The following is a 23,301-nucleotide window of genomic DNA, read 5'->3' as shown; positions in this document are numbered from 1 at the left end:
ATAATTAATAGCCCTACTGAACTTATTGCATTCTTAATTATCAATGAATATCCTGCAATAGAAGCAATAGCATCCGAAAATGTCTTTCCTACAATAGGTATGAAATTATCAACCGCAAATTTAGTTGTTTTTAATGTAACTGCATCTATTGTTTTTGATGTAATTCCTCTTACTGTTAAAACACCAATAAAAACAGTTATTATTATTCCTTGCATCCATAAAGTGCACTGTTTTAAAAATTTACAAAGGTTTGTAATCTTATGATCATTAGATAAATTATTTGCAAATTCTAATACAAATCCCATTAATATAAGTGGAATTATAATATTAGAATAAATTCTCGGTATAAATACTACAACAGCCAAAATAATAGGGTCTAATGTTGCTGCCTCAGTCAATCCTCCTACCATGGCTATCATGGTTATAAGCACCGGCAATAATGCAGCCATAAAATCAACAATATTTAATATAACTTCTTTTGCAACACCTATAGATATAATAAAACTCTTTGAAAGAATCATTATTATCAAAGCATAACATGCATAAAAAGCTACTTCCGATACATTATCATTTGAAAATGCATCTTGTAAATTTTTAATTAGTGAACAGATTATAACTATTGTAACTATTGATATTATAAGTTTTAATACACTTCTAACTTCTTTAAATAATATACTCGTTAGTGCCTTGCTCAAAGATTTTATATTAAAATCACCCTCGCCATTTTTAATATATTCTTTTATATATTCAATGGGATCTAAATCATTCATAAGCTCTACATTATTTTTCATTTTATTTATATACTCATATAAATTATTTATTTGTTTTTGCGTACTATCATCTAAACTTTCTATTGTGATTTCATCCATTATAGATTCACTTTTTTTAGCATCAAAATTACCGCTTGTACTTAAGTTATTTTGTTCAAAAGCATATACTGATTTTCCTGGTATAAAAATACAATTCAATACAGAAACAACAATAATACTTATCAAAAAAAATATTGTACATCTTTTTATTATCTTCATATCCATTTCACCTACATTATCTGTAGGATAGAATTTAATACAGCCATAAGAATTGGAATCGCTAATACTAAAATCATTATTTTTCCTGAAAACTCTACTTTAGTTGCTATACTTGAAGCTCCCGCATCTTTACATAATTCACTTGTAAATGAAGCTAAATAAGCAATTGCTAAAATTTTCAGAATAACTCCAATATAAAATGTATCTATATTAGCTCTATCTGCTACAGTTTTTAAAAATGTAATTATTTCTTGTACTTGACCTATCATGAAAAGTAATATTAAAGTACCAACTGTTAAAGAAATAAATGTAGTCATTTCAGATTTACTATTCTTAAAAATTAAAGTTAGAAATAAACCAACAAATGCCAAAGCTATAACTTTTACTATCAACATAAAATCACCTACATTACGAACATAGTTTTTACTGTGTTAAATAGGTCTCCAATAAGAGAAACTATCATTAATAAGAGTATTACAGTACCTGCAATGTTAGTTATAGCTGCAACATCACCCTTTCCACTACTTGTTAATACCTTATCAAGTATCACAAGTAATATTCCTGCACCTCCAATTTTAAAAAGAATGCTTATATCATGCATAATAAATTCACCACCTAAATTAAAAATATTGTAATCATAGCACCAATGCATATTCCTAAATATCTATATACTTTTATATTTTTTTTGGATTCCTCTTCTGCCTCTTTTAAATTGCTTCTTACATTTTCTATTACTAAATCAAAAATTTTCTCTTGTCCATAAAGTCCAGATTCACCTAAAGACTTTATGAAATCTATTAAAAAGTTCTTATCACTATTTGATAAATAAAACTCTTCTTCTAAAAGAACATACTCACTACTAAAAGCACTATATACACTTTCAGCTTCACCTTCATATAACTTTTCATTTACATTACCTATTAGAGTACTTAATGGTTTCATTGTCTTTTTCTGAATATTGCTTAATGCTTCTGGTAAAGGTGTGCTTCCATATAAAATTTCATTTTGCAATATTATTAAATTTTTTAAAATTTCTTTAAGCTGAATGTATCTTTTTCTAAAAGTTTCACCATATAAAAAACCAATATAAGAAGTAGTTAAAAATAGCATAAAGATAAGTACTAATTTAAGCATATTTTTTCTTCTCCTCTTAATTTATAAACCTTTTCTATAGTGCCTACCCCTTCTCTTGAACTTAAAATAATAGCTCTTTCAAGTATTTGATTATCAATAAGTTCTTTAAATACTTTACGTTTATAAATATCATCAATTGTAAACCCATGAATACTTGTAATTATGTTTACTCCAGAATTAAATGCCATAATTAATGCTTCGATATCTTCTTTAGTGCCAATTTCATCACAAATTAATACCTCTGGTGATAAACTTCTTATTGACATAATCATTCCCTCTTTTTTCAAACAATTATCTAAAATATCTGTTCTAATTCCCAAATCACTTTGGGGAACTCCGAAGTAACAAGCTCCAATTTCACTTCTTTCATCAATTACAGAAACTTTTTTACCATTTAAGTCCAATGACTTCATTCCATTTGATATGTTCCTAGATATATCTCTTAAAATTGTTGTCTTTCCACATTTAGGTGGAGAAATAATTATTGTATTGTAAATTCTATCTCCACTAACTATATATTTCATAATTTTATTAGAACATCCTATAACTTCTCTGCAAAATCTAACATTTATAGATGATATATTTCTAATAGTTTTTACCTCACCATTGCACATAACACATTCGCCAGCAATACCTATTCTATGTCCACCTTTAATTGTTATAAAACCTTGTTTTATATCTTCTTCATAAGCATATAGTGAATAATTAGATATTTTTTGTATTATTGATTTCATCTCTTCCTTAGATGGATTATAATCTACAATTGATTCTCCTTTATTAGAATAAACTATGATAGGTTTATCTATTTTTATCCTTATTTCATAAAGTTGTTCTAGTTTACATTTATATTTAAGTACATTAAATATATTACTCGGAAATATATTTAAAAAATCACTATCATCTTTCATCTCACTTCCTCCTCTAATGTTTTTCTTAGTTATTAATATTTATATAAAAATTAAAATATTACTGTTAAATAAAAAAAGATATGTAAAATTAAATTACATATCTTGAAAATCATATGAAAAATTGTGTTTAAAATACAGTATTCTAGAAGTTATCCACATATTCTTTAGTAATATAATTTTCTAAAGAATAAAAAAAGCCATAGTAAAACTATGGACATTAAATATTTATCCTTTAATATTCTTATTGCAATATGGACACGGAATTTCATTATTATTTTTTAAAGTTGATTGCTCTGCAAAAACTGTATTACCACAATGACAACAAGTAGCTTCTACATACTCATCTTCTAATTCACTTAATTCATCTATTGATACTTCTTCAAAAAGTTCATCTTGAATACCGCTTAAGTCATCATCCATAAATCTAATATTTTCTTCTATAGTTTCTTGATTTACAGTTAATTCTTCAATTTTATTATCCATAGTTTCTAAAATTGACACTATTGATGAAAAATAATTTTTATATTCGTCACTTTCTATTTGGGATAAATTTAGCTTTAAATCATTAATTTGATTCCTTAATTTTTCCATATTTCTCACTTCCTTTTATAAATAAAGTTGCTAAGAAATAACTTAGCAACTTTATTTAGTATTAAAACTTTAAATACATGAAGAAATTAAACTCTTTCCATGTATTCTCCTGTTCTAGTATCTATTCTTATAACATCACCATCATTAACAAACATTGGAACATTAATTATTGCTCCTGTTTCAACTGTAGCTGGCTTTAATGAGTTTGTAGCTGTGTTACCTTTAACACCTGGTTCAGTATATGTTATTTGTAATTCAACAAAGTTTGGTGCTTCTACTGAGAAAGCACTTCCTTTAAAGAATTTTATAACTGCAAACATATTTTCTTTTAGATATTTTATTGCATCTTCAACCTTTTCAGCGTTTAAAGGAATTTGTTCAAAAGTTTCTTGATCCATGAAGTAGTATAGTTCTCCATCTGAATAAAGATATTGCATTTCTTTTCTTTCTATTACAGCTTCTTGTAATTTTTCAGTTGGGTTAAATGTTCTATCTACAACTCCTCCTGAAATTACATTTCTAAGCTTAGTTCTTACAAAGGCAGCTCCCTTACCTGGTTTTACATGTAAAAAATCTGTAACTGTAAACACTTGTCCATCAAACTCAAAAGTTACACCTTTTCTTAAGTCTCCTGCTGATATCATTAAATATCCCTCCAAAATTTATAAAATAATTACAATCTAAATTATTATTTAGATACTAAAGTTCAATTGTTGTAAACTTCGACATAACAATGATATTTTATCAAAAGAAAGAAATAATTGCAATTATTTCTCTCTACTTTACATAAAAAAAGTCTACAAAATAGTCATAAATAGCACAAAAACATTTTAAATCACATTTTTATATTATTTTTTCTTAATTCTATTGTCAATGAACCACTATCTTTATTATGCTCAATTTTATAATTCTTTATATCATAATTTCTTAACTTAGATACGCTTTCTAAAATTTCATCTTTTTCCCCTTCTATTTTTAAAGATATAATCCAACTGCCATCTTGTTGCTTTTCTCCCTCTAAAAATTCAACATTATTAAAATCTTCAAGCTCAGAATTTATATTAGATACATTTTTATAGTCGTTTATAGTCACATTTTCTTTACATAACTCTTCTTTTTTAAAATTTGAATTAAATGTGTTTGTAGTATACAAAATTATACTTTGAAAACATGACATAAAAATTAGAACTATAGCTAATACTTTATTTCCTTTCATTATTCAATTCTACTCCTAATATATAATTAGTATTGTCATTATTTATATTTTTTATATTAATATCATTACTTATTTTTTGTAGTGATTCTATTTTATTTATTTTAAATTCTCCACCATATTTATCTACACACGCACTTTCAACCTCTTCTAAAAATATATTATTAATCCAAGTTACTATATCATCAACATTAATATTACTTTCTTCAACTTTAATTTCACTAATTTCAGCATTACTTGCTAAATTTGATTTATTTTCTTTACAAACATATATATTTTTTAATGTCATTGGTAAAAGTATTAAATTTAATATTATAAATAAAAATTTTATTTTGTTTATATACTCTTCTTCTTTTTGGATTTTTAGGTCATAAAATTTTTTTGGAATGAAGTTCTCGTTTCTTATATATTTTTTCATATAATACGTCCTCACAATTAACATTCATTATTTTTATTTCTTTGTTGGCATTATCCAATATGATTATTTCTTTGTTTTTTATATTCTTATCTATATAAAAAGTACTTTCTTTATTCTCAGCTAATACTTCAAAATCGTTTATTCTATTAATTAGATTATCAAGTTCATTTTCAACAAAAGCACGATTAAACTTTCCATTAACCAATTCAACATAATAATAAAAACTTTGAAAATACACTATACAATTAGAATTTAATGCATCTTTTCCTAATGAATCTATGATTATATCTTTAATAATAAATTGAATTGGAATAACCGTTATGTTCTTTGAGCCTTTAGATAATACATCTAATCTCTTTCCACCCTTTACAGAATAAATTGATACTAAACCATTTTTCTTATCATATTCATAATGATATAATATATCATCATTCTTATGGAACTCCTTATTTAGCTTAAATTCAATATATTCATATATGTGTGATTTTCTTATATTTTCAGTAAAGTGCCTTGAATATAGTTCTTCTTCAATTATTATGAATTCTCTATTTCTGCTCATTAATTTTTCAATTTCTTCAAACTGTTCAAATAAGTATTCTTTGTCCCTATATATAAAGCCATGTTTTTTCATAATTAAAACTGATTTTTTCATAATTCACTTCCTTAATACTTTAAAAACTTTCTTAAATTATCACTGATATTCTAATATATAAACAAGTTATTATTGAAATTTGTTTTACATTATTGACTTTTTTAAATTTCACTATTCATATCTATATTTTTATATACTGGAATTAAAAATATTTTACTTTCCTTAAATATATATTTTAATTCTCTACATATGTTCTTTTCTGTTAATAAATAAAATTTATCTTTTTCTATTTCATACTTTAGTTCACTAATATCATCTTTTATATTAAAATTTTCAATAAAAATTTCTTCCTTCTTCATTTTATTTAATTGTTTATTAAAGTTCAGTAATGATTTCTCTTCATCTGGTAATAAACTATAAATATCTCCATCATTATTATATAGATATGACATCTCATTATTATTTCTCATAACTATAAAGCTACAGCTACTTATAATCATAACTATTGAAAATGTTAAAATTGTACTTATAATAATGTTTCCTTTACTTTTTATATACATCTAATAAATACCCTTCCACTCTTATCAACTATCTTTAAATAAATTAATTTTTCTTTCTGTATGACCTTAAAATCTTTAACTTCTTTAAGTAATATATTAGGGGATATTCGCCCAGGATACTTTGCACCTAATGATTCTTTATCACTTCTAATATTCTTACTTATCAAAACATTGTCTTTGTCCCTATAAAGGATTAAATATGTTTCACCAAATTCTATATCTCTTATTATGTCTTTTTGTAATATTGAATCTAGATTTATATAAAAGTTTTGCATTTTATTATATACTCTACTGATTTCTTGATTTTGTATATATAATTTATAGCTATCAAAAATTAAGTTAGTTGATATAAGAAATATTATTGTTGTAAAGAAAATGTACACCATTGATTCTATAATGGTAAATCCATTTGATTTTTTACTTATCATTCTTCTATTGCTTAAAATTCTTTTGTCTCTAAACATACTCCATCCACCACATTTTTATAAAACTTTCTTCTATATTAACTTGAATATCATCTTTATTAACAAATCCTGTAATTAGAATTTCAAGCTTATAATCATCTTCTTTAATTTTAGAAATCTTAATATCATTTCCTTCTGTTAGGTCTAGAATTTCTTTACTAATTAACTCCTCAAAAAAATCTTCATCAAAACTTAATTTTAGTGGTTCTTTATTTAGTATTTCTTTAAGTTCATTCATTTTAGTATTGTATTTTAATTCATTGGTGATATTATATATTCCTCGATTTAAATCTTCCCTTAATATTCTTTCTTTCAATATACGATTATTATGAATATAAGTACTTGTTGAAAACATTATAATTAAACTCAACATAAATAATGCTGCAATAGCTTCTATTAGAATACTTCCTTTACTTTTCAATCTTATTTCCTTTCTAAAAATTCATATACTTTTAAAAGCCGCTAATATTAATAGGATCAATGCCTGTTGCTATAGTAACCTTATATATATTATTTTTATTATCTTGAAACACTATAGTTTTCCCTTGCTTTATGTGACCATCAGATCTTACTTGTATGCAATCATTTTTACCAATTATTTTAATTTCTTCTGGCAAAACAACTTGTTTAACTGTTTTTTTAGCATTTTCTCCAAATAAAATTCTATTTCTTATATTATCTATTTGAATTTCTCCATTTTTTTTATTTTTCTTACAATAAGCTTTACTATAAGATAATAAATTTTCTACATCATAAAGTGCTGATTTACTTTCTATGTCATTTGAAATGGTAGAATGTATATCTTTTATAGATAACGTTAAAGAAAATATTATTATAATTATTGATAAACTTGCTATTACTTCTATTAATGTAAATCCCTTTTTCTTCATTTAATTGCTCCTATTTTTAAGCTATCAAATAAAGGCAGAATAAAAATCATAAAAAATACTGTTATAAGTATTGATATAAATATTATAAGAAATGGTTGCAATAAACTTAGATATTTATTAACTGTTTTAATTAAAGATTCTTCTAATATTAAACTTAGTTCTTTTAAGGCTTCTCCTATAGAGCCACTTTCTTCTCTCACTTTTATTACTGCAACTGTATATTTAGAAAATATATTTGTATCAGTTATTGCTTCACTTAATGTACTTCCTTTTAATATATCTTCATTAATTTTATTAAGTTTGTCACTTATATGATTAAAATTCATACTATCTGAACAGTACCTAAGCCCATACGAAATATTCATTCCACTATTAACAATAATAGATAATATAAATACAATTATATACTCTAAAAACTTGTTGAAAATCTTAAAATTACTTAATAAACTTATATATCTTTTATCTATTAATCTCTTTATGCTTATAAATGGTATAAAAACTCCCCAGCACATAAAAAATATAAAACTAAAAAGTGGATTTTCTTTTATATAATTACTTAATTCATATATTTTTTCACAACTAAAAGGTGGTTTTATTCCTATTGATAAATAAATACCATGAAAATTAGGTATTACTACTAAAGCTAAAAATACCATTAGAGCTAATATACTTATCATTAATATAATTGGATATGTTAATGAGCTTATAATATACTTATTTATAAATGCTCTTTTCCCATAATAATTTTTTAGTGTCTTTAAAGCTTCATATAACTTCCCTGAATTTTCTCCGATAGAAATTATTCCTATAAAAAACTTAGGATATAATTCTCTTTTTTCATCGAAAGCATTAGATAATGTCATTCCATTTTCTATGTTTTTAACAATATCACTAATACTTCTTTTATATTCTTTAGTTAATATAACTTCTTTTATTAAATTTAAAGCTTCATTTATTTTTATTCCATCTTTATATAATTGTGCTAAGCTTCCAGAGATCAAACTTAATTCATTGTAGTTTATTTTCTTGTACCTTTTCTTAAGAAAACAATCTATTTTCTTAAAGATACTCATTTAACCCTTCTCCTTTCATAAATCTTACATAATCTTCATAGGATATTTGCCCTCTCTTTAATAACTTTTCTAAATCATCTTTCATGCCAATATTAGATAAGCAGTACTTGTCTTTATAGATATCAATTTCGTCATATTCCTTATCTAAGAAATATATAGCACTTATAAGTTTTCTTGATTCATATCCAGAATAATTACATTTTGAGCAACCAGCTCTTTTATATAATTTAATTCCCTTATAAGTATTTTTAATGTCTTCCTTTTTACAATTTTCACATAATATTTTTATTAATCTTTGAGATATTATTCCTACAATCGAATCTCTAAGTAAGTAAGGTTTTATTCCCATATCCTCAAGTCTAAGAAAGACTTCTCTTGGTGTTGATGTATGGATAGTGGTGTACACTTTATGTCCTGTTATTGATGCTCTTACAGACATAGCTGCTGTCTCTTCATCTCTAACTTCACCAACCATAATAACGTCTGGATCTTGCCTTAATATGTTTTTTAAACCATTTGAAAAATTTATATCTAATTTTTTATTTAAACTCATTTGATTGATATTTGGAATGATTGCTTCCACTGGGTCTTCTAGAGTTGTTATATTTATATCTTCTATATTAATTTCTTTCAATATAGTATACAGAGTTGTCGATTTCCCGCTTCCAGTTGGTCCATTAACTAAAACTAGACCTTTCTTTAATGACATAATCTTTTTTATTAATTCTATTTTTTCCTTTGAATAGTATAAATCTTCTAATTTATAGTTAAAATTTTCGCTATATAGTATTCTTATAACTATTTTTTCACCATAAACTACCGGAATAGATGAAACCCTTAAATCATAATTATTATCGTTATAATTTATAAGTATTTTTCCATCTTGTGGCTTTCTTCTTTCTGATATATCCATATTAGCTTTAAGCTTTATTTTTGAAGCTAAAGTTAAATATTCAGATAAAAGCATTTTGTGAACTAGAATTAATCCACCATTAATTCTATATCTTATATCTACCTCTTTTTCGCAAGGTTCAAAATGTATATCACTAGCATTCCTTAAAATAGCATTATAAATTAAAGTATTTTCTATATCTTCATCTTCTACTTTAAATATGATATCTCTTAAATAGTCATAATTTTGTTTACTTATTTCTTTTAAAATGATTTTATTATTATAAATAAATCTTAAGTATTCTTCTGCTTCATCTTTGATTTCATGTCCTAATACAATAGTTGTATTTTTTTCTTGTTTTATAGGAATAACTTTATATTTGTCGGATATCTTTTTACTTATCCTTCTCGAAATGCTTACATCTACATCTCTAATTTTATATTCAATTATATTTATACCTCCCCTCATCATTATTAAGTACTATACCCTCTTCATGTAAATATATTCAAAAAATAGTAAAAACGCCAAAATTAAAGAAGTTACTCTCTAATTTCAGCGTTTTATTTTATTTATTAAATCTTATAAAATCGTAATCACTAGCTTTATCTGATACCAAACTTATTGTCTTATCTTCAGAACAACTATATACTGCTTTCTTTTTTGAGCTATTATCTTTACCTATAAATAAGATTTCTCCATTTTTGTCAATACTTAAACCCTTATCAGCTTCTACTATTGAAGGAAAGTCAAATACTAACCTCTGTACCTTATTTCCATTCACTTTATAAAGAGATTCCTTATCATTATAAGCTTTTCCAACAAAATATATTTCATCATTTTCAATTATAGCATCCTGTAATAACTCAATTTTATCAGTTAATAATACCACTTCATTATTGGATTTATTAAGTATCATTAGCTCTTTATTGTTATCGAAATCCATTTGTAAAAATATAACATTTTCTTTTGAAGATTTTATAAATCCTAAAAATCCCTCATCTATTTTATAAATAAGATTTTCTTTATTATTATCTAAATCATATGTGAAAATTCCATTTACACCATCATTACTAACTCCATAATAAAGAATGATATTTTCATCATACCAATCATATAAAACACCTGATACAGATACTTTAGAATTAATTTTAACTTCTTTATTTTTATCTGTTTCAAATACTTTTAAATGCAACCCTTCATCTTCTATAAAGTATGATATATATTTTCCATTAGGGGATATTTTTATGTCTGTAAATTTCTTATCTTTTACTTCATTTTTTTCTCCGTTATGTACAATATAATATTTTTTATCTTCACTGTATATATAATTAGAACTTGATTCGTCATAAGCTACTACTGCTTTATTTGGTTCGTATAATTTATATTCATCTTTTTCGTAATCATATAAGTTATACTTATCTTCTTCATATTTTAATATTGCACCTTGATTAATTTGTAATTCCTCTGCTACGCTAACAGGTTCATCATTCTTAGCTGAACATCCAAGCATAAGCAGAGGTAGAACAATAAATACTAGAATACTCATTTTTTTCTTTTTTAACACGCTCATTTTTTATCCCCTCAATTAATTTATAGCTATAAAATAATATTTCCTTTACAAATAAATTCTGCTGGTCCACTCATATATACTCCATCTTCTAGAACTTCTATTATAAGATTTCCACCTGGAGCCTTTACAAATATCTTTTCTCCACTTACATATCCTAGTTTCTTTGCAACTACAACTGAAGCACAACAACCGGTACCACAAGCAAGTGTTGCTCCAGCTCCTCTTTCCCATGTATTTACACGTATATGATTTTCATCATTAACCTTTACAAAATTAACGTTTGTTCCTTCTTTAAATAAAGAAAATTTTTCTATCTTTTCTCCTTCTTTAACCTCATATTCCTTATCCTTTTCAAAAATAATAGTATGAGGCACTCCCATTAGTAAACTTGTCATATTATATTTTTCTTTATCTATAATAACTTCCTTATCTATCAATTCTTCTAAATTATTCAATGGTATGTCTCTTCCATGAAAAGATGGTTTTCCCATATACACTTTTACATATTCTACTTTATCATCTCTTAGTATTAATTCTATTTCCTTAATACCATCTCCTGTTTCAACTGAAAACTTAATACTATTTATGATTTTATTTTCATAAATATATTTTCCAAAACATCTTATTGCATTTCCACACATATTTGCTCTAGAGCCATCAGAATTTATAATAACCATTTTTGCTGATGAATTTTCTGATTTTCTAACAATAATTAAACCATCAGCTCCAATTCCAAAACGTCTATTACAAACTTTTTTGGCTAAATCACATTCATCTTTAATTTCACAATTAAAGTCTTCAATAAAAATAAAATCATTTCCTGCTCCATGCATCTTATAAAATTCCATTTTAATATCTCCCCCAATTTATCTTATTTTTACTTAAATAATTATTAGCAATTTAACTTAATGCCCCAATGGCATTTGAATTTAACTTATACTAAATTATTAATAATATCTTAAAATTAACGTTAAATTTAAAAGTTTTTATAAATAAAATATTATTGCTTTGCTATGTAATATGAATATTTGATAATAAAGCAGTTATAATGTTATACTATCTTAAAGGCATTATTTTTTGCCTAGTCGCACTAAGAAAGGACGAATTACAATGGCACTAGACGGTATCTACTTATATAGTTTAGTTAACGATTTAAAAAATTCAATATTAGATTCTAAAATAGATAAAATAAATCAGCCTGAAAAGGATGAAGTAATCTTAACACTAAGAAAAGAACGTAAAAATTTAAAGCTTTTAATATCGGCATCTCCAAGATTTGCTAGAATTCACTTAACCAATTCAACTAAAAGCAATCCTATAAAAGCACCAATGTATTTAATGGTGCTACGTAAATACTTATTAGGTGGTAGAATTACTAAATTAACTCAAAAAAACAATGATAGAGTTTTAGTAATGGATATAGAAAATCGTGATGAATTAGGCTTTAATAGCATTTATTCACTTATAATTGAAATTATGGGTCGACATTCTAATATCACATTAGTTAGAAATAGAGATAATAAGGTTATGGAATCAATAAAACACATAACTCCAGATATTAATACTTTTAGAGTTCTCTATCCTGGTGTTAATTATGTCTATCCACCAGAATCTAATAAATTAAATCCTCTATTATTTGAATATGAAGATTTCAATAATTTTATATCTAATAATTCAATAATTTTTGATGAAAGTTTCTTTTCAAAAACTTTTACAGGTATTAGTAAATTATTGTCTTCAGATTTATATTATAACATTATAAAATCCAATTCATCACCTACTAGAGAAGAAATTTATGAAATTTTTAAGAATTTTATATTAAATCTTAATAAAAATCTTTCATATAATATCTACACTAATGATAGTGGAGTTTATAAGGATTTTTATTTCTTAAAATTATCTTCTTTAGAAGCTAATTTTTCCACTATAGAATATGATGATCCTAATGTACTTATGGATAATTTCTTTTATAAAAAAGATAAACAAGATAGACTTCATAATAAATCTATAGATTTGCAAAAATTAATTATCACAAACATAGATAGATGCAAAAAGAAATCAAAAATTTTACATGAAACTTTAAAAGAATGTGATGAAAAAGAAAGTTCGAGAATTAAGGGTGATTTACTAACATCATATATATATAGTATAAAAAAAGGTGATACTAACGCTTCTCTGTTAAATTATTATAGTGAACAAGAAGAATATTTAGAAATAAGATTAGATCCTTTTAAGACTCCTTCTGAAAATGTTCAAGCTTACTATAAGAAATATAATAAACTAAAAGTTTCAGAAGAATACGCTAAATCTCAGCTTGATAAAAATATTAAAGAAGAAGAGTATTTAAATTCTGTTCTTACTAATATTCAAAATGTAGAAAGCTATTATGAAATAGGCGATATAAAAAATGAACTTGTTGAAACTGGTTATATACGATTCAAAAAATCTGATAAAATCAATAAAAAGAAAAAGACATCTAAACCACATCACTTTAAATCTAGTGATGGTATAGATATCTATGTTGGTAAAAATAACTTACAAAATGATTATTTAAGTTTAAAATTTGCTAATAAAAATTATCTTTGGCTACATACAAAAGATATACCTGGTTCTCATGTTATTATTGCTGAATATGAAATACCAGATAAAACTTTAGAAGAAGCTGCAATAATAGCTGCTTACTATAGCAAAGCTAAAAATTCTTCAAAAGTTCCAGTTGACTATACAAAAGTTAAGGAACTTAAAAAACCAAATGGCGCAAAACCTGGAATGGTAATTTATCATACAAATAAGACATTAATAGTAGAACCAAAAGATTTTGATAACCTTAATTTAGAATTATAAATTAAGCTATTCACGGATTGAATTCTTATAATCATATAATTTTCTGGATACTATTTAAAGAACAGAATGGATGTGTCATACTTTTTTAATTAAAAGTAGCTTAATGAACGTTTTGATTAAAAGTCTTCAAAAATTCTACAATTTTATAAACAAAAAAACGATAACCAAAAATTAACTTTGAGTTATCGTTTTTTACTTATACTATATTTTAGCAAAGTGTTGATATATGCATAAGCAAAGTGGACTTAGGAATACTAAAATGAGTATAGTCCTATTTTAGCTTGCTCCCAATGTAAAATTGTTACAAGCAGTAAATATGAATTAAAAATGAAACTCGACTCCTTTTAGTCGCTGAGTAAGTTCGAGGAACGAAATATAAAAATTCCGACTCTCACTTAACTATTCTCAAAGTCCAATTACAATGCCACTTTTCCTATTGCATATATCAACATTTTTTTAACATAACCTTTATTTAAAATATATATTTAGTCCATTAATTCATTGATTAATGTGTCACCTGGATTTTTAATTTTTATATTATCAAAATATTGATAATAATAGCATCTAATTGTTCCATTATATAACTTTCTATTTTTAGTAGATTTTACTCCTAATAATTTTTCAAATCCTTCAATAGACGTTAAAATATTAAAGTCCCATTCATTAAGTTTTCTCTTCATTTGACCCATGTACTTATAAAGAGGCTCTAATAATTCTTTTTCACCTATTCTTTCACCGTATGGTGGATTTGATATCATGAATCCATGCTTTTTAGAACTTGAAAAGTCCATAAAATCTCTCTTTTGGAATTTTATATACTTAGAAACTCCTGCTTTTTCAGCATTGTCCATAGCAACTTTTAAAACTCTATAATCTATATCATATCCTATTAAATCTATTTCTTTATCTTTAACTGCTTTTTTAGCTCCATCTTTAACCATAGCAAATGTGTTTCTTATATCATCAGACCACTCTTCTGCCACAAAATTTCTATTACATCCTGGTGCTATATTTAATGCTATCATAGCAGCTTCTATAAGTATAGTTCCTGAGCCACAAAATGGATCTACAAGTTCAAACTTATCATTCCATCTTGAAAGTAAAAGCATTGATGCTGCTAATGTTTCTTTTAATGGTGCTATTCCAGCAAGTTCTCTATATCCTCTTTTATGTAATCCAGGACCAGTGGTATCTATTGTTAATGTTACCTTGTCTTTTAAAATAGCCACTTCTATTTTATATGTAGAGCCACTTTCGCTGAATGTTTCAATACCATAATGTTCACTCATACTATCAATTACAGCTTTTTTTACTATAGATTGACAATCCGGTACACTATGTAGTGTTGATTTTACAGATTTTCCTACAACATGCATAATTCCATCTTTAGGTATTATTTCATGCCATTTTACATTCTTAGTTCCTTGGAAAAGTTCTTCAAAAGATGTTGCTTCAAATTCAGCCATTTTAATTAATACCCTATCCGCAGTTCTTAAATGAACATTAGCTATAGCTATATCCATTTCATCTCCTTCAAATGTTACTTTTCCATTTTCAATTTCTAAGTCTTCATAACCAAGCGCTCTTAGTTCTTTAGCTGTTATGCTTTCTATACCAAACGTACTTGTTGCAATTAAATTATACATATTTTGCTCCTTTTATAAAATTCATCTATTAGTTAATAGAATCGTATATTTTTACTGAATCTTCTCCATCAATTTCATTTAACATAACTTTTATAACTTCATTCTTAGATGTAGGTATATTTTTACCAACATAATCTGCTCTTATAGGTAGCTCTTTATGACCTCTATCTATTAAAACAGCTAGTTGTATACCTTCAGGTCTATCAACATCCATAACAGCATCAATAGCAGCTCTAACCGTTCTGCATGTATATAGTACATCATCAACTAATATTACTTTCTTATCCTTTATAGTTGTTCCTATATCTATACTCTTAACTGTAGGATCTTTTTCTAATATAGTAAGATCATCTCTATATAAAGTTATATCAACATACCCAACTTCTACCTTTCTTCCTTCAATTCCTTCAATATGCTCTGCTATTCTCTCTGCTAATGGATAACCTCTTCTTTTTATACCAATAAGAACTATGTCTTCCACGCCTTTATTTCTTTCAATTATTTCATGAGAAATTCTAATTAATGTTCTTTTTATCGCCTTATCATCTAATAAAATTGATTTTAATTCCATAAATTCTTCCTCCTATACTCTTATATTTTATCTTAATCTTTGTAATATTTCTTCAAAATATTGTGGTAATTCAGTTACAAACTCCATATATTCATTTTTAGTTGGATGTATAAATCCTAACTTTTTAGCATGTAGCATTTGTCCCTTTAATTTAAATCTTTGTTTTTTAAATCCATAAAGAGGGTCTCCAACTAAAGGATGCCCAAGTGATGCCATGTGTACTCTTATTTGATGGGTTCTACCTGTTTCAAGTTTACATTTTATTAGTGTATATCCTACATCATATCTTTCTAAAACTTCATAATGAGTTACTGCTCTTCTTCCATCTTGAGTTATTGCAATTTTTAATCTATTTTTTTTATCTCTTCCTAAAGGCTTATCTATAATGCCAGAATCATTCTTAAACCTACCTTCTACTAGAGCATAATATTCCCTATTCATTGAATGATCTTTAAGTTGAGCTGCTAATTTATTATGAGACTCATCATTTTTAGCTATTACTAATACTCCTGAAGTATCTTTATCTATCCTATGTACTATTCCTGGTCTTATGACTCCATTTATACTAGATAAGTCAGTACAATGAAATAATAATGCATTTACTAGGGTTCCATTGTAGTTGCCCGGTGCAGGATGAACAACCATTCCTTGTTCTTTATTAACTACTATTATATCCTTATCTTCATACAATATATGTAAATCTATATTTTCAGATTCAACTTTTAAAGTTTCAGCTTCTGGTATTGTTATTACTATTTCATCACAAGCTTTTAATTTATAATTGCTTTTAATTAATTCACCATTTACCTTAATGTTTTCTTTTTCAATAAGGCCTTGAACAAAAGAACGAGATTTTCCATTTAATATTTCACTTAAATATTTATCTATTCTAGTTCCCTCATTCTCTTTACTTACTGTTAAAATATTTTCTTCCATAAATAATAGCCTTTCTGTAAATATTCTCTCAATATTATAATATAATCTTATATATTACTCAACAAATATATATACATATTACCAAATCTGCTACAATGACTGTATGTTTTTTATTCATACAATAGAATCTTCACATTATAATATGTTAACTCTTATCATTTAAACACTTTTTCCTTTTTATCATTAGATTATGTTTTAATATAATAAATAAAAATACCTTTAAACTGCAATTATACATAACAATTTAAAGGTAAAATAGACTTACGTAATATAAATTTTACTCCTTAGCAAAAAAGCTTTTTATTTCGCTTAAATCCTCAGTAAGTGAATTTTTATCGTAATCGATCAAATCATCATCTGAAATTTCTACTGCTACTTCTTGATCAACAATGTCTTTTTCTTTCATATCACCATCATCAATAGGTTCTGAAACATTGTAATTTTTTATAAAATCTTTTTCTAGATCATCAAAAGTTTCAAGTTGAGTATTCATGAAATTTCTATATTTTGCTCTAAATTTAATAAATTCTTGTTTAACTCTTTCATATTCATCATTAATGCCAATAACATCATTATGAGATTTATCAAGAACTTTTTGAGCAGTTTCATTTGCATTTTTAAGTACTAGCTCTGCTTCTTTTTGTGCACTACTCTTAGCTTGTTCTGCTGCATTTTGTGCTAAAACTAATGTATTTTGAATTGTTGTCTCTATTTGTGAATAATGATCAACTTTTTCTTGCATATTTGTTAACTTTTCTTTTAAATTAGAATGTTCCTTATATAACTCTTCGTAGTTTTCTACTATTTCATCTAGAAATTCATCAACCTCTTCTACGTTATATCCTCTTAATCCTTTTTTAAATTCTTTATTTGTTATATCCATTGGTGTTAATTTCATAAACTCACCTCAACTATGTATATTTTTTTATAATCAGTTTATATTTTCCGCTTTTGCTGCTTCCAATAACTTCTCCTATAATGAATTTTCCAATTCCTCTTATAACAATTCTTTCATTAATTTTAACTTCATAACTTTTATCTTTAATCTTAGTATAATCAATTAAAACTTGACCTTGATCTACTAACATTTGAGCTTTTGCTCTAGATAACTTAGATATTTTTGAAACAATCCCATCAATTCTTAAAGAAGAAACTAAAATAACATCCTCTTTAAATTTTATTTGTGGAAAGTCTCCCTCATTTTGTATTTCAGTAATACGACAAGGAGTCTTTCCAATTTTATCAACATTAGATAATAGAAACTTCACTATGTCTTCATGAATGGGTAAATAACATACATTATCTTCAACTATTAAATCTCCGATTTTATTTCTTTCTATTCCTAGTGACAAGATTCCACCTAAAAAATCTTTATGCTCTAAATTGGAAAACTTAGATTTTCCTTCAACTTTAAGTAATTTTATAGGAAAAGGACTATCATAAATATTATTAAATGAAATCATCTTTCTTTCACAGTCCTTAAAAATACCTTCACAAGTAACTTTAAATTTTCCAGTTTCACAATTTTCCTTAAACCATTTCCACATCTTTGGTGAATAAAAATAATTCCCAAAAACAGGTATGTCCTTATCTAATGCTAGAATATATTTTTCATATAAGTTTAATGCTTCAATTTTATCCTCTTCTGAGAAGTAATTAATTATTTTTTCTTTCATAATTAATATATTATAGATAATATAATAGCCTTAATTATGTCTAATGCAAAAATTGCAAAAATAGGTGAAAAATCCACCATCATATTTGGCATAAACTTATATTGAAGCTTTCTAAATGGTTCTAGCACTGGATAAGTAAAGTTACTTATTATATTAAGGAATTGATTTTGCTTTCCTGGAGAAATCCAAGAAGATATACATTCTATTAGTATAGCTAATTCTAATATTCTAAAAAGTGTACTAATAAAATTCCCAATAATAAATACCATGTTTCCTCCTATTTTGACCAGTTAAACAAAGCTTTTGAACTTAATTCATTCTTTAACTCATTAGTTACTTCTACATTTGATGGAGAAAGGATATAAACACCTTTTTCTATTTGTTGAAGCTCCCCGCCTAAAGCATAGCAAGAACCACTTATAAAATCTAATAATCTTTGTGCTATTTTTAATTCTAATAAAGTAGTGTTTACTAAGACTATTCTTCTGTTTTTTAAAGCATCACAAATTTCAGTTGCTTCTTCGTAATCAACCGGTTTTGTTATTGTTACTTTTGTTGTTGGTGATGTATGAATATTTACAACCTTGCTATTCTTTTTATTTGTGATAACAGGTTCTATCATGTCTTCTGCATCATCATCTTCTGAATCTTCATAATTTTCATCATATTCATCATATTCATCATATTCTTCGTCCCCTAATCCTAAAAATGACTTCATTTTTGTTAATACATTACTCATTATTTTTCTCCTCCTGTACTATAATTTCTTTCTCCAAATATTCCCTGTCCAATTCTCACCAAGGTAGAACCTTCTTCTATTGCCTCATTGAAATCATGAGTCATCCCCATAGAAAGTACTTCCATTTTTATATTCCTATATTCCCTTACTTTTAAATAATCGAATATTTCCTTCGTTTCCTTAAAGTATTTTCTATTATTTTTTTCATCACCTTTAGGAATAATAACCATGATGCCTTTAGCTAATACATGATTACATGTTTCAATAGCTTCTATCATGTCTGGTAATTCTTCTTTTAATATTCCACTCTTGCTTTCTTCTCTACCAATATTTATTTGAATTAGTACATTTGCTACTGTATTATTTTTTTCAAAAACTCTTTCAATTTCATTCAAAAGTTTTATACTAGACAAAGAATGTATTAAGTAAACTTTATCCACTAAATATTTGACTTTATTAGTTTGAAGTTTACCTATTAGATGCCACCTTATATCCTTTGGAAGATTTTCTTCCTTACTAACAAGTTCTTGTACTTTATTTTCACCAAAATCTCTAATTCCTGCTTCATATGCTTGTTTTAAATCCTCTATAGGTTTGGTTTTAGAAACAGCCAGGAGCTCTACATTGTTAGGAATTTCTAATTTTAGCTTTTCTATATTTTCCTTAATGCCCATAGTCTACTCCTTTTACTTATTATTCTCTTTAATATTATTCTCTATAAAAATTAAATTTCCTTTAATAAAGTGTATTAAAATTAAAGTTTTTTAATTTTTTTTAATTATTTTCGTATCTTTTCATAAATTCAATCTCATTGCCAGCTCTACTTGGGAGTAATGTTATTTTATCTTTTTCTTCTATTTCTACATAAAGATTTCTAATTATAAGTTCTTTCACGTGACTTCCATCTTCTAATAATGCCGTCTTTAGCTTTTCTGGATCTCCAATTGCATATATACTAAACGGAGCTGACTCCATGGTGTTATCATCAAATCCTATAAAAGCCCAATTGCATATTACTCCTGTCCATGGAATCACCCTATGATTATTAACACTAATAGCTTCTGCCCCTGCTTTTCGTAACTCATTTAAAACTAATGCCATATCATTATCATGAAATATTTTATCCGCCACTTCAAACTGTGAGTCTTGTTCTAAATTAATACTTGCATCATTTATTTTTAATACTATTCCAGGCCCTTCAACTTGACTTGAACCTACAAATAATTCATAGTCTAAAATTTGCGCTTTCATATCTTCAAGAATTTTATCGTTCTTTTCGTCTTCTTTCATATAGTCATTAATTTTATCTTTAATTTCACTATTATTTTCTTTTAAATTTCCTATTTCTTTATACAAATTAGCTCGTTCTTCTATAGCATCTTTATATTGCTTAGCATTTAGCTCTACAAATGATTGTATTTCTCCAAGATTAATATTTGTTGAAATTGAAATTCCTAAAATTAAAGTCGTAAGAAAAATAAGGAATGTCTGCTTACTTTTATTCACAATTTCACCTACTTTAGCGCGATTTTAATTTTTCCAATAGGAGTCTTCTTATTATAGCAAAATTATTAAAAATTCTTCCACCAAATACTATTACTGCAGCTATGTATATAGGAATTCCAAGTTTATCTCCAAGATATGCCAAGCCTGCTGCAAGCAATGCATTACCAAAAAATCCTGATATAAATATATCTGTTTGAAAATTCTTAGATAAGTTCGCTCTTACTGCACCAAAGACTGAATCTAAACATGCAAGTATTGCAACTGACATATATGGTGAAAAACTTTCAGAAATATTAACATCAAATACAAAACCTAATATGACTCCTATCAATAGACCAATTATTGCAATCAACTTTCTTCCTCCTTATAATACTATTCTTTAACTGCTTTTATAAACTCATTCTTTATAGATTGAGTTGTTTTTAAAATTAATATATCATCACTTGGTTTAACTTCACAATTATAATTAGGAAGTGCTCCATAATCTAAAGATCCTGGAAATGATATTCCTACATTTAATCTTCCTTTATCCCCAATAACATTTATAGTTATCTTATCATTAGGATATATTCTTCCTGATGAACCTATAGATATGCCATTACCCGCTACTTTTATACCTGTTTGTGGTGTTATTCGTATATCATTTATAGAAATTGCTTCTGCTCCTGAATACCAAAGTAAATTTACTATATGAACAAGCTCTTCTTCCCCTAAACTTACTCCGCTTACTCCAGTATTAGATTCAAATATTGATGTTTTAGGAGTTATTGTAATAACTACTCCTGGTCCTTTAACATCAACTATACCCAAATGCATTCTTGCAGTGTCTAACTTATTTTTAATTTCTTTTCCTAAATCGCCTTCTTTAGAAGCTGATTCTTCTAGTGCCTTAAGTTCTTCTGATATTGCACCATTTGACTTTTGCAATTCTTCTTTTTCTTTTCTTAAGCTTTCTAATTCTGCAATAATATTATTTTTATCATAATTGCTTATTTCAGTTGGACCATTTTTATTAGATAACACCTTAAATTGGTATGCTAATAAAAAGCCTAAAAGTGCACATACCAGTGCTACAAAAATTTGTGATTTAGATATTTTCATTTTTACCTACCTTTCCTATTCATGATAATATACAGGTGAACCTCCAAAACTAACATCTATATACCCTTTATTCATTGCTACCTCTGGACTTGATACAATATGAATTATTTTATTCATTTTATCTAATAAATTTTCATCATTTCCTAGTCTTCCTTCTACTTCGCCTATATATACTTTAATGTTAGTTAAATCACGAAGATCTATGGAACTTATATTATATTCAGTTGGATTGTTTCGTACTATATTATAAAAAGTGGTTAATATTTCACTAATTCTATTATCCTCTAAAACTCGTTCTCCGACTTCCCCTTCTTTATATTCAATTCCTTTTATTTCTACTAAATTTCTTCCTCTTAAATCATCGGTTCTTTCAAGCAAAACTAATCTGTTACTTAAAATCAGTTTATTTTTCCCCTCATCTATGTAGTAAATTCCTTCTTTTTCTACTATATTTATATTTATTTGTTTAGGGAATTTTTTTGTTACAGTTACAGACTCAACATAAGGATTTTTTTTAGCTTCCTTTGTCAAATCAGACTTGCTTACAAAAAAGATATTTTCTCCAAGTACTTTTTCGCATCTCTCTTTTACATCTTCACCAGTTATTATTGGATTACCTGTAACTGCCACCTTTTTTACTATAAAAACATTTGATTTAGTAACAAATATTATTACTCCCATAATTAAAAAAAGAAGCGTTATTATTATTTTTTTTATTACTCTTTTACGCTTAGACTTCATAATATATTTATTCGTTTTTTTTACCATGCCCATCCCTATTTCTCTACTTAAATATATATTTAAAATTTATCTTAAAATTAAATTTTTCTTCAATAAATTTCTTATATAATAATACCACTTTGTTTGAATATTTTCATCAACTTTTTAATGGATTTTACATAATAAGAAAAATTTAATAAAATAAGAGTCATAATTATTAAAAAATTAT

The 23,301-nt window shown here is 25.8% G+C and carries 31 protein-coding genes; 1 reads left to right on the top strand and 30 read right to left on the bottom strand.

What is annotated here, in order from left to right; all coding sequences use genetic code 11:
- From spoIIIAE to dapF, 18 genes are all read right to left on the bottom strand, one after another.
- The coding region (gene spoIIIAE, locus RYM86_RS10925) for a stage III sporulation protein AE (RefSeq protein ID WP_315080450.1) at positions 1–1,028 on the bottom strand (1,028 nt) is incomplete at its 3' end.
- Between the two features lie 11 nt (positions 1,029–1,039).
- Positions 1,040–1,423, bottom strand: coding sequence for a stage III sporulation protein AD (spoIIIAD, locus tag RYM86_RS10920; protein ID WP_315080449.1), 384 nt, complete (start codon positions 1,421–1,423; stop codon positions 1,040–1,042).
- 8 nt (positions 1,424–1,431) lie between these two features.
- On the bottom strand, positions 1,432–1,629 hold the full coding sequence (gene spoIIIAC, locus RYM86_RS10915) for a stage III sporulation protein AC (RefSeq protein ID WP_003374374.1): 198 nt from the start codon (positions 1,627–1,629) through the stop codon (positions 1,432–1,434).
- A gap of 14 nt (positions 1,630–1,643) precedes the next feature.
- Positions 1,644–2,162: a stage III sporulation protein SpoIIIAB gene (gene spoIIIAB / locus RYM86_RS10910; protein WP_315080442.1), complete on the bottom strand. Its 519-nt coding sequence runs from the start codon at positions 2,160–2,162 to the stop codon at positions 1,644–1,646.
- Entirely contained in the window at positions 2,150–3,070 is a 921-nt protein-coding gene (gene spoIIIAA / locus RYM86_RS10905; RefSeq protein WP_315080441.1) for a stage III sporulation protein AA, read from the bottom strand. The genes spoIIIAB and spoIIIAA overlap by 13 nt, the downstream gene beginning before the upstream one ends.
- Positions 3,071–3,295: 225 nt before the next feature.
- Positions 3,296–3,661, bottom strand: a complete 366-nt coding sequence (locus RYM86_RS10900; protein WP_315080440.1) for a CD1247 N-terminal domain-containing protein — start codon at positions 3,659–3,661, stop codon at positions 3,296–3,298.
- Positions 3,662–3,747: 86 nt separating this feature from the next.
- Positions 3,748–4,305: an elongation factor P gene (gene efp, locus RYM86_RS10895; protein WP_003372195.1), complete on the bottom strand. Its 558-nt coding sequence runs from the start codon at positions 4,303–4,305 to the stop codon at positions 3,748–3,750.
- Between the two features lie 191 nt (positions 4,306–4,496).
- Entirely contained in the window at positions 4,497–4,877 is a 381-nt protein-coding gene (locus RYM86_RS10890; protein WP_315080436.1) for a hypothetical protein, read from the bottom strand.
- A complete protein-coding gene (locus RYM86_RS10885; protein ID WP_315080432.1) occupies positions 4,864–5,292 on the bottom strand; it encodes a hypothetical protein in 429 nt (142 codons plus the stop codon). The genes RYM86_RS10890 and RYM86_RS10885 overlap by 14 nt, the downstream gene beginning before the upstream one ends.
- Positions 5,243–5,944: a hypothetical protein gene (locus tag RYM86_RS10880; protein ID WP_315080430.1), complete on the bottom strand. Its 702-nt coding sequence runs from the start codon at positions 5,942–5,944 to the stop codon at positions 5,243–5,245. Before RYM86_RS10880 ends, RYM86_RS10885 begins: the two co-directional genes overlap by 50 nt.
- Before the next feature lie 101 nt (positions 5,945–6,045).
- Positions 6,046–6,444, bottom strand: a complete 399-nt coding sequence (locus RYM86_RS10875) for a hypothetical protein (RefSeq protein ID WP_315080428.1) — start codon at positions 6,442–6,444, stop codon at positions 6,046–6,048.
- A complete protein-coding gene (locus RYM86_RS10870) occupies positions 6,435–6,908 on the bottom strand; it encodes a competence type IV pilus minor pilin ComGF (RefSeq protein ID WP_315080425.1) in 474 nt (157 codons plus the stop codon). The genes RYM86_RS10875 and RYM86_RS10870 overlap by 10 nt, the downstream gene beginning before the upstream one ends.
- A complete protein-coding gene (locus RYM86_RS10865) occupies positions 6,901–7,329 on the bottom strand; it encodes a hypothetical protein (RefSeq protein ID WP_315080422.1) in 429 nt (142 codons plus the stop codon). Before RYM86_RS10865 ends, RYM86_RS10870 begins: the two co-directional genes overlap by 8 nt.
- Positions 7,330–7,360: 31 nt before the next feature.
- Positions 7,361–7,798, bottom strand: coding sequence for a prepilin-type N-terminal cleavage/methylation domain-containing protein (locus tag RYM86_RS10860; RefSeq protein WP_315080420.1), 438 nt, complete (start codon positions 7,796–7,798; stop codon positions 7,361–7,363).
- Positions 7,795–8,871, bottom strand: coding sequence for a type II secretion system F family protein (locus RYM86_RS10855; RefSeq protein WP_315080418.1), 1,077 nt, complete (start codon positions 8,869–8,871; stop codon positions 7,795–7,797). Before RYM86_RS10855 ends, RYM86_RS10860 begins: the two co-directional genes overlap by 4 nt.
- The gene (locus RYM86_RS10850) at positions 8,858–10,234 is read right to left on the bottom strand and encodes a GspE/PulE family protein (RefSeq protein WP_315080416.1); all 1,377 of its coding nucleotides are present in this window, start codon (positions 10,232–10,234) and stop codon (positions 8,858–8,860) included. Before RYM86_RS10850 ends, RYM86_RS10855 begins: the two co-directional genes overlap by 14 nt.
- A gap of 94 nt (positions 10,235–10,328) precedes the next feature.
- Positions 10,329–11,333: a hypothetical protein gene (locus RYM86_RS10845; protein WP_315080415.1), complete on the bottom strand. Its 1,005-nt coding sequence runs from the start codon at positions 11,331–11,333 to the stop codon at positions 10,329–10,331.
- A gap of 26 nt (positions 11,334–11,359) precedes the next feature.
- Complete coding sequence (dapF, locus tag RYM86_RS10840; protein WP_315080414.1) at positions 11,360–12,181, bottom strand: diaminopimelate epimerase; 822 nt, start codon at positions 12,179–12,181, stop codon at positions 11,360–11,362.
- 262 nt (positions 12,182–12,443) lie between these two features.
- Between dapF and RYM86_RS10835 the strand changes: the two genes are divergently transcribed.
- On the top strand, positions 12,444–14,177 hold the full coding sequence (locus tag RYM86_RS10835) for an NFACT RNA binding domain-containing protein (protein WP_315080413.1): 1,734 nt from the start codon (positions 12,444–12,446) through the stop codon (positions 14,175–14,177).
- A 485-nt stretch (positions 14,178–14,662) separates the two neighbouring features.
- Here RYM86_RS10835 and RYM86_RS10830 read toward each other — a convergent pair whose 3' ends face one another.
- The 12 genes from RYM86_RS10830 to RYM86_RS10775 form a co-directional block, all read right to left on the bottom strand.
- A complete protein-coding gene (locus tag RYM86_RS10830; protein ID WP_315080412.1) occupies positions 14,663–15,823 on the bottom strand; it encodes a class I SAM-dependent RNA methyltransferase in 1,161 nt (386 codons plus the stop codon).
- Between the two features lie 28 nt (positions 15,824–15,851).
- A complete protein-coding gene (pyrR, locus tag RYM86_RS10825; protein ID WP_315080410.1) occupies positions 15,852–16,394 on the bottom strand; it encodes a bifunctional pyr operon transcriptional regulator/uracil phosphoribosyltransferase PyrR in 543 nt (180 codons plus the stop codon).
- Positions 16,395–16,421: 27 nt separating this feature from the next.
- Positions 16,422–17,330 (bottom strand): RluA family pseudouridine synthase, encoded by a 909-nt coding sequence (locus RYM86_RS10820; protein WP_315080407.1) that lies wholly within the window; start codon positions 17,328–17,330, stop codon positions 16,422–16,424.
- A gap of 277 nt (positions 17,331–17,607) precedes the next feature.
- Positions 17,608–18,228 carry a DivIVA domain-containing protein gene (locus RYM86_RS10815; protein WP_315080405.1) on the bottom strand — a complete coding sequence of 207 codons (621 nt, stop codon included), beginning with the start codon at positions 18,226–18,228 and terminating at the stop codon, positions 17,608–17,610.
- A 13-nt stretch (positions 18,229–18,241) separates the two neighbouring features.
- On the bottom strand, positions 18,242–19,006 hold the full coding sequence (locus RYM86_RS10810; RefSeq protein WP_315080403.1) for a YlmH/Sll1252 family protein: 765 nt from the start codon (positions 19,004–19,006) through the stop codon (positions 18,242–18,244).
- A 2-nt stretch (positions 19,007–19,008) separates the two neighbouring features.
- On the bottom strand, positions 19,009–19,275 hold the full coding sequence (locus RYM86_RS10805) for a YggT family protein (protein WP_315080401.1): 267 nt from the start codon (positions 19,273–19,275) through the stop codon (positions 19,009–19,011).
- A gap of 8 nt (positions 19,276–19,283) precedes the next feature.
- Positions 19,284–19,745: a cell division protein SepF gene (locus tag RYM86_RS10800; protein ID WP_315080398.1), complete on the bottom strand. Its 462-nt coding sequence runs from the start codon at positions 19,743–19,745 to the stop codon at positions 19,284–19,286.
- A complete protein-coding gene (locus RYM86_RS10795; protein WP_315080396.1) occupies positions 19,745–20,419 on the bottom strand; it encodes a YggS family pyridoxal phosphate-dependent enzyme in 675 nt (224 codons plus the stop codon). Before RYM86_RS10795 ends, RYM86_RS10800 begins: the two co-directional genes overlap by 1 nt.
- Before the next feature lie 100 nt (positions 20,420–20,519).
- Positions 20,520–21,251, bottom strand: coding sequence for a DUF881 domain-containing protein (locus RYM86_RS10790; protein ID WP_315080393.1), 732 nt, complete (start codon positions 21,249–21,251; stop codon positions 20,520–20,522).
- A gap of 13 nt (positions 21,252–21,264) precedes the next feature.
- On the bottom strand, positions 21,265–21,603 hold the full coding sequence (locus tag RYM86_RS10785; protein WP_003371191.1) for a small basic family protein: 339 nt from the start codon (positions 21,601–21,603) through the stop codon (positions 21,265–21,267).
- Positions 21,604–21,623: 20 nt separating this feature from the next.
- A complete protein-coding gene (locus tag RYM86_RS10780; RefSeq protein WP_315080389.1) occupies positions 21,624–22,352 on the bottom strand; it encodes a DUF881 domain-containing protein in 729 nt (242 codons plus the stop codon).
- Positions 22,353–22,367: 15 nt separating this feature from the next.
- Entirely contained in the window at positions 22,368–23,033 is a 666-nt protein-coding gene (locus RYM86_RS10775; RefSeq protein WP_315080452.1) for an FtsQ-type POTRA domain-containing protein, read from the bottom strand.
- Positions 23,034–23,301 lie beyond the last annotated feature (268 nt).

Source organism: uncultured Clostridium sp., assembly GCF_963527835.1.
Classification (GTDB): domain Bacteria; phylum Bacillota; class Clostridia; order Clostridiales; family Clostridiaceae; genus Clostridium.
The sequence above is the reverse complement of the archived record's forward strand: the minus strand, read 5'-3'. Positions and strand labels throughout refer to the sequence as shown.

Coding starts and splice junctions, on each gene's coding strand:
- spoIIIAD (WP_315080449.1), bottom strand. CDS start 1,423: ATGTTGATAGTAAAAGTTATAGCTTTGGCATTTGTTGGTTTATTTCTA.
- spoIIIAC (WP_003374374.1), bottom strand. CDS start 1,629: ATGCATGATATAAGCATTCTTTTTAAAATTGGAGGTGCAGGAATATTA.
- spoIIIAB (WP_315080442.1), bottom strand. CDS start 2,162: ATGCTTAAATTAGTACTTATCTTTATGCTATTTTTAACTACTTCTTAT.
- spoIIIAA (WP_315080441.1), bottom strand. CDS start 3,070: ATGAAAGATGATAGTGATTTTTTAAATATATTTCCGAGTAATATATTT.
- RYM86_RS10900 (WP_315080440.1), bottom strand. CDS start 3,661: ATGGAAAAATTAAGGAATCAAATTAATGATTTAAAGCTAAATTTATCC.
- efp (WP_003372195.1), bottom strand. CDS start 4,305: ATGATATCAGCAGGAGACTTAAGAAAAGGTGTAACTTTTGAGTTTGAT.
- RYM86_RS10890 (WP_315080436.1), bottom strand. CDS start 4,877: ATGAAAGGAAATAAAGTATTAGCTATAGTTCTAATTTTTATGTCATGT.
- RYM86_RS10885 (WP_315080432.1), bottom strand. CDS start 5,292: ATGAAAAAATATATAAGAAACGAGAACTTCATTCCAAAAAAATTTTAT.
- RYM86_RS10880 (WP_315080430.1), bottom strand. CDS start 5,944: ATGAAAAAATCAGTTTTAATTATGAAAAAACATGGCTTTATATATAGG.
- RYM86_RS10875 (WP_315080428.1), bottom strand. CDS start 6,444: ATGTATATAAAAAGTAAAGGAAACATTATTATAAGTACAATTTTAACA.
- RYM86_RS10870 (WP_315080425.1), bottom strand. CDS start 6,908: ATGTTTAGAGACAAAAGAATTTTAAGCAATAGAAGAATGATAAGTAAA.
- RYM86_RS10860 (WP_315080420.1), bottom strand. CDS start 7,798: ATGAAGAAAAAGGGATTTACATTAATAGAAGTAATAGCAAGTTTATCA.
- RYM86_RS10855 (WP_315080418.1), bottom strand. CDS start 8,871: ATGAGTATCTTTAAGAAAATAGATTGTTTTCTTAAGAAAAGGTACAAG.
- RYM86_RS10850 (WP_315080416.1), bottom strand. CDS start 10,234: ATGATGAGGGGAGGTATAAATATAATTGAATATAAAATTAGAGATGTA.
- RYM86_RS10845 (WP_315080415.1), bottom strand. CDS start 11,333: ATGAGCGTGTTAAAAAAGAAAAAAATGAGTATTCTAGTATTTATTGTT.
- dapF (WP_315080414.1), bottom strand. CDS start 12,181: ATGGAATTTTATAAGATGCATGGAGCAGGAAATGATTTTATTTTTATT.
- RYM86_RS10835 (WP_315080413.1), top strand. CDS start 12,444: ATGGCACTAGACGGTATCTACTTATATAGTTTAGTTAACGATTTAAAA.
- RYM86_RS10830 (WP_315080412.1), bottom strand. CDS start 15,823: ATGTATAATTTAATTGCAACAAGTACGTTTGGTATAGAAAGCATAACA.
- pyrR (WP_315080410.1), bottom strand. CDS start 16,394: ATGGAATTAAAATCAATTTTATTAGATGATAAGGCGATAAAAAGAACA.
- RYM86_RS10820 (WP_315080407.1), bottom strand. CDS start 17,330: ATGGAAGAAAATATTTTAACAGTAAGTAAAGAGAATGAGGGAACTAGA.
- RYM86_RS10815 (WP_315080405.1), bottom strand. CDS start 18,228: ATGAAATTAACACCAATGGATATAACAAATAAAGAATTTAAAAAAGGA.
- RYM86_RS10810 (WP_315080403.1), bottom strand. CDS start 19,006: ATGAAAGAAAAAATAATTAATTACTTCTCAGAAGAGGATAAAATTGAA.
- RYM86_RS10805 (WP_315080401.1), bottom strand. CDS start 19,275: ATGGTATTTATTATTGGGAATTTTATTAGTACACTTTTTAGAATATTA.
- RYM86_RS10800 (WP_315080398.1), bottom strand. CDS start 19,745: ATGAGTAATGTATTAACAAAAATGAAGTCATTTTTAGGATTAGGGGAC.
- RYM86_RS10795 (WP_315080396.1), bottom strand. CDS start 20,419: ATGGGCATTAAGGAAAATATAGAAAAGCTAAAATTAGAAATTCCTAAC.
- RYM86_RS10780 (WP_315080389.1), bottom strand. CDS start 22,352: ATGAAAATATCTAAATCACAAATTTTTGTAGCACTGGTATGTGCACTT.
- RYM86_RS10775 (WP_315080452.1), bottom strand. CDS start 23,033: ATGGGAGTAATAATATTTGTTACTAAATCAAATGTTTTTATAGTAAAA.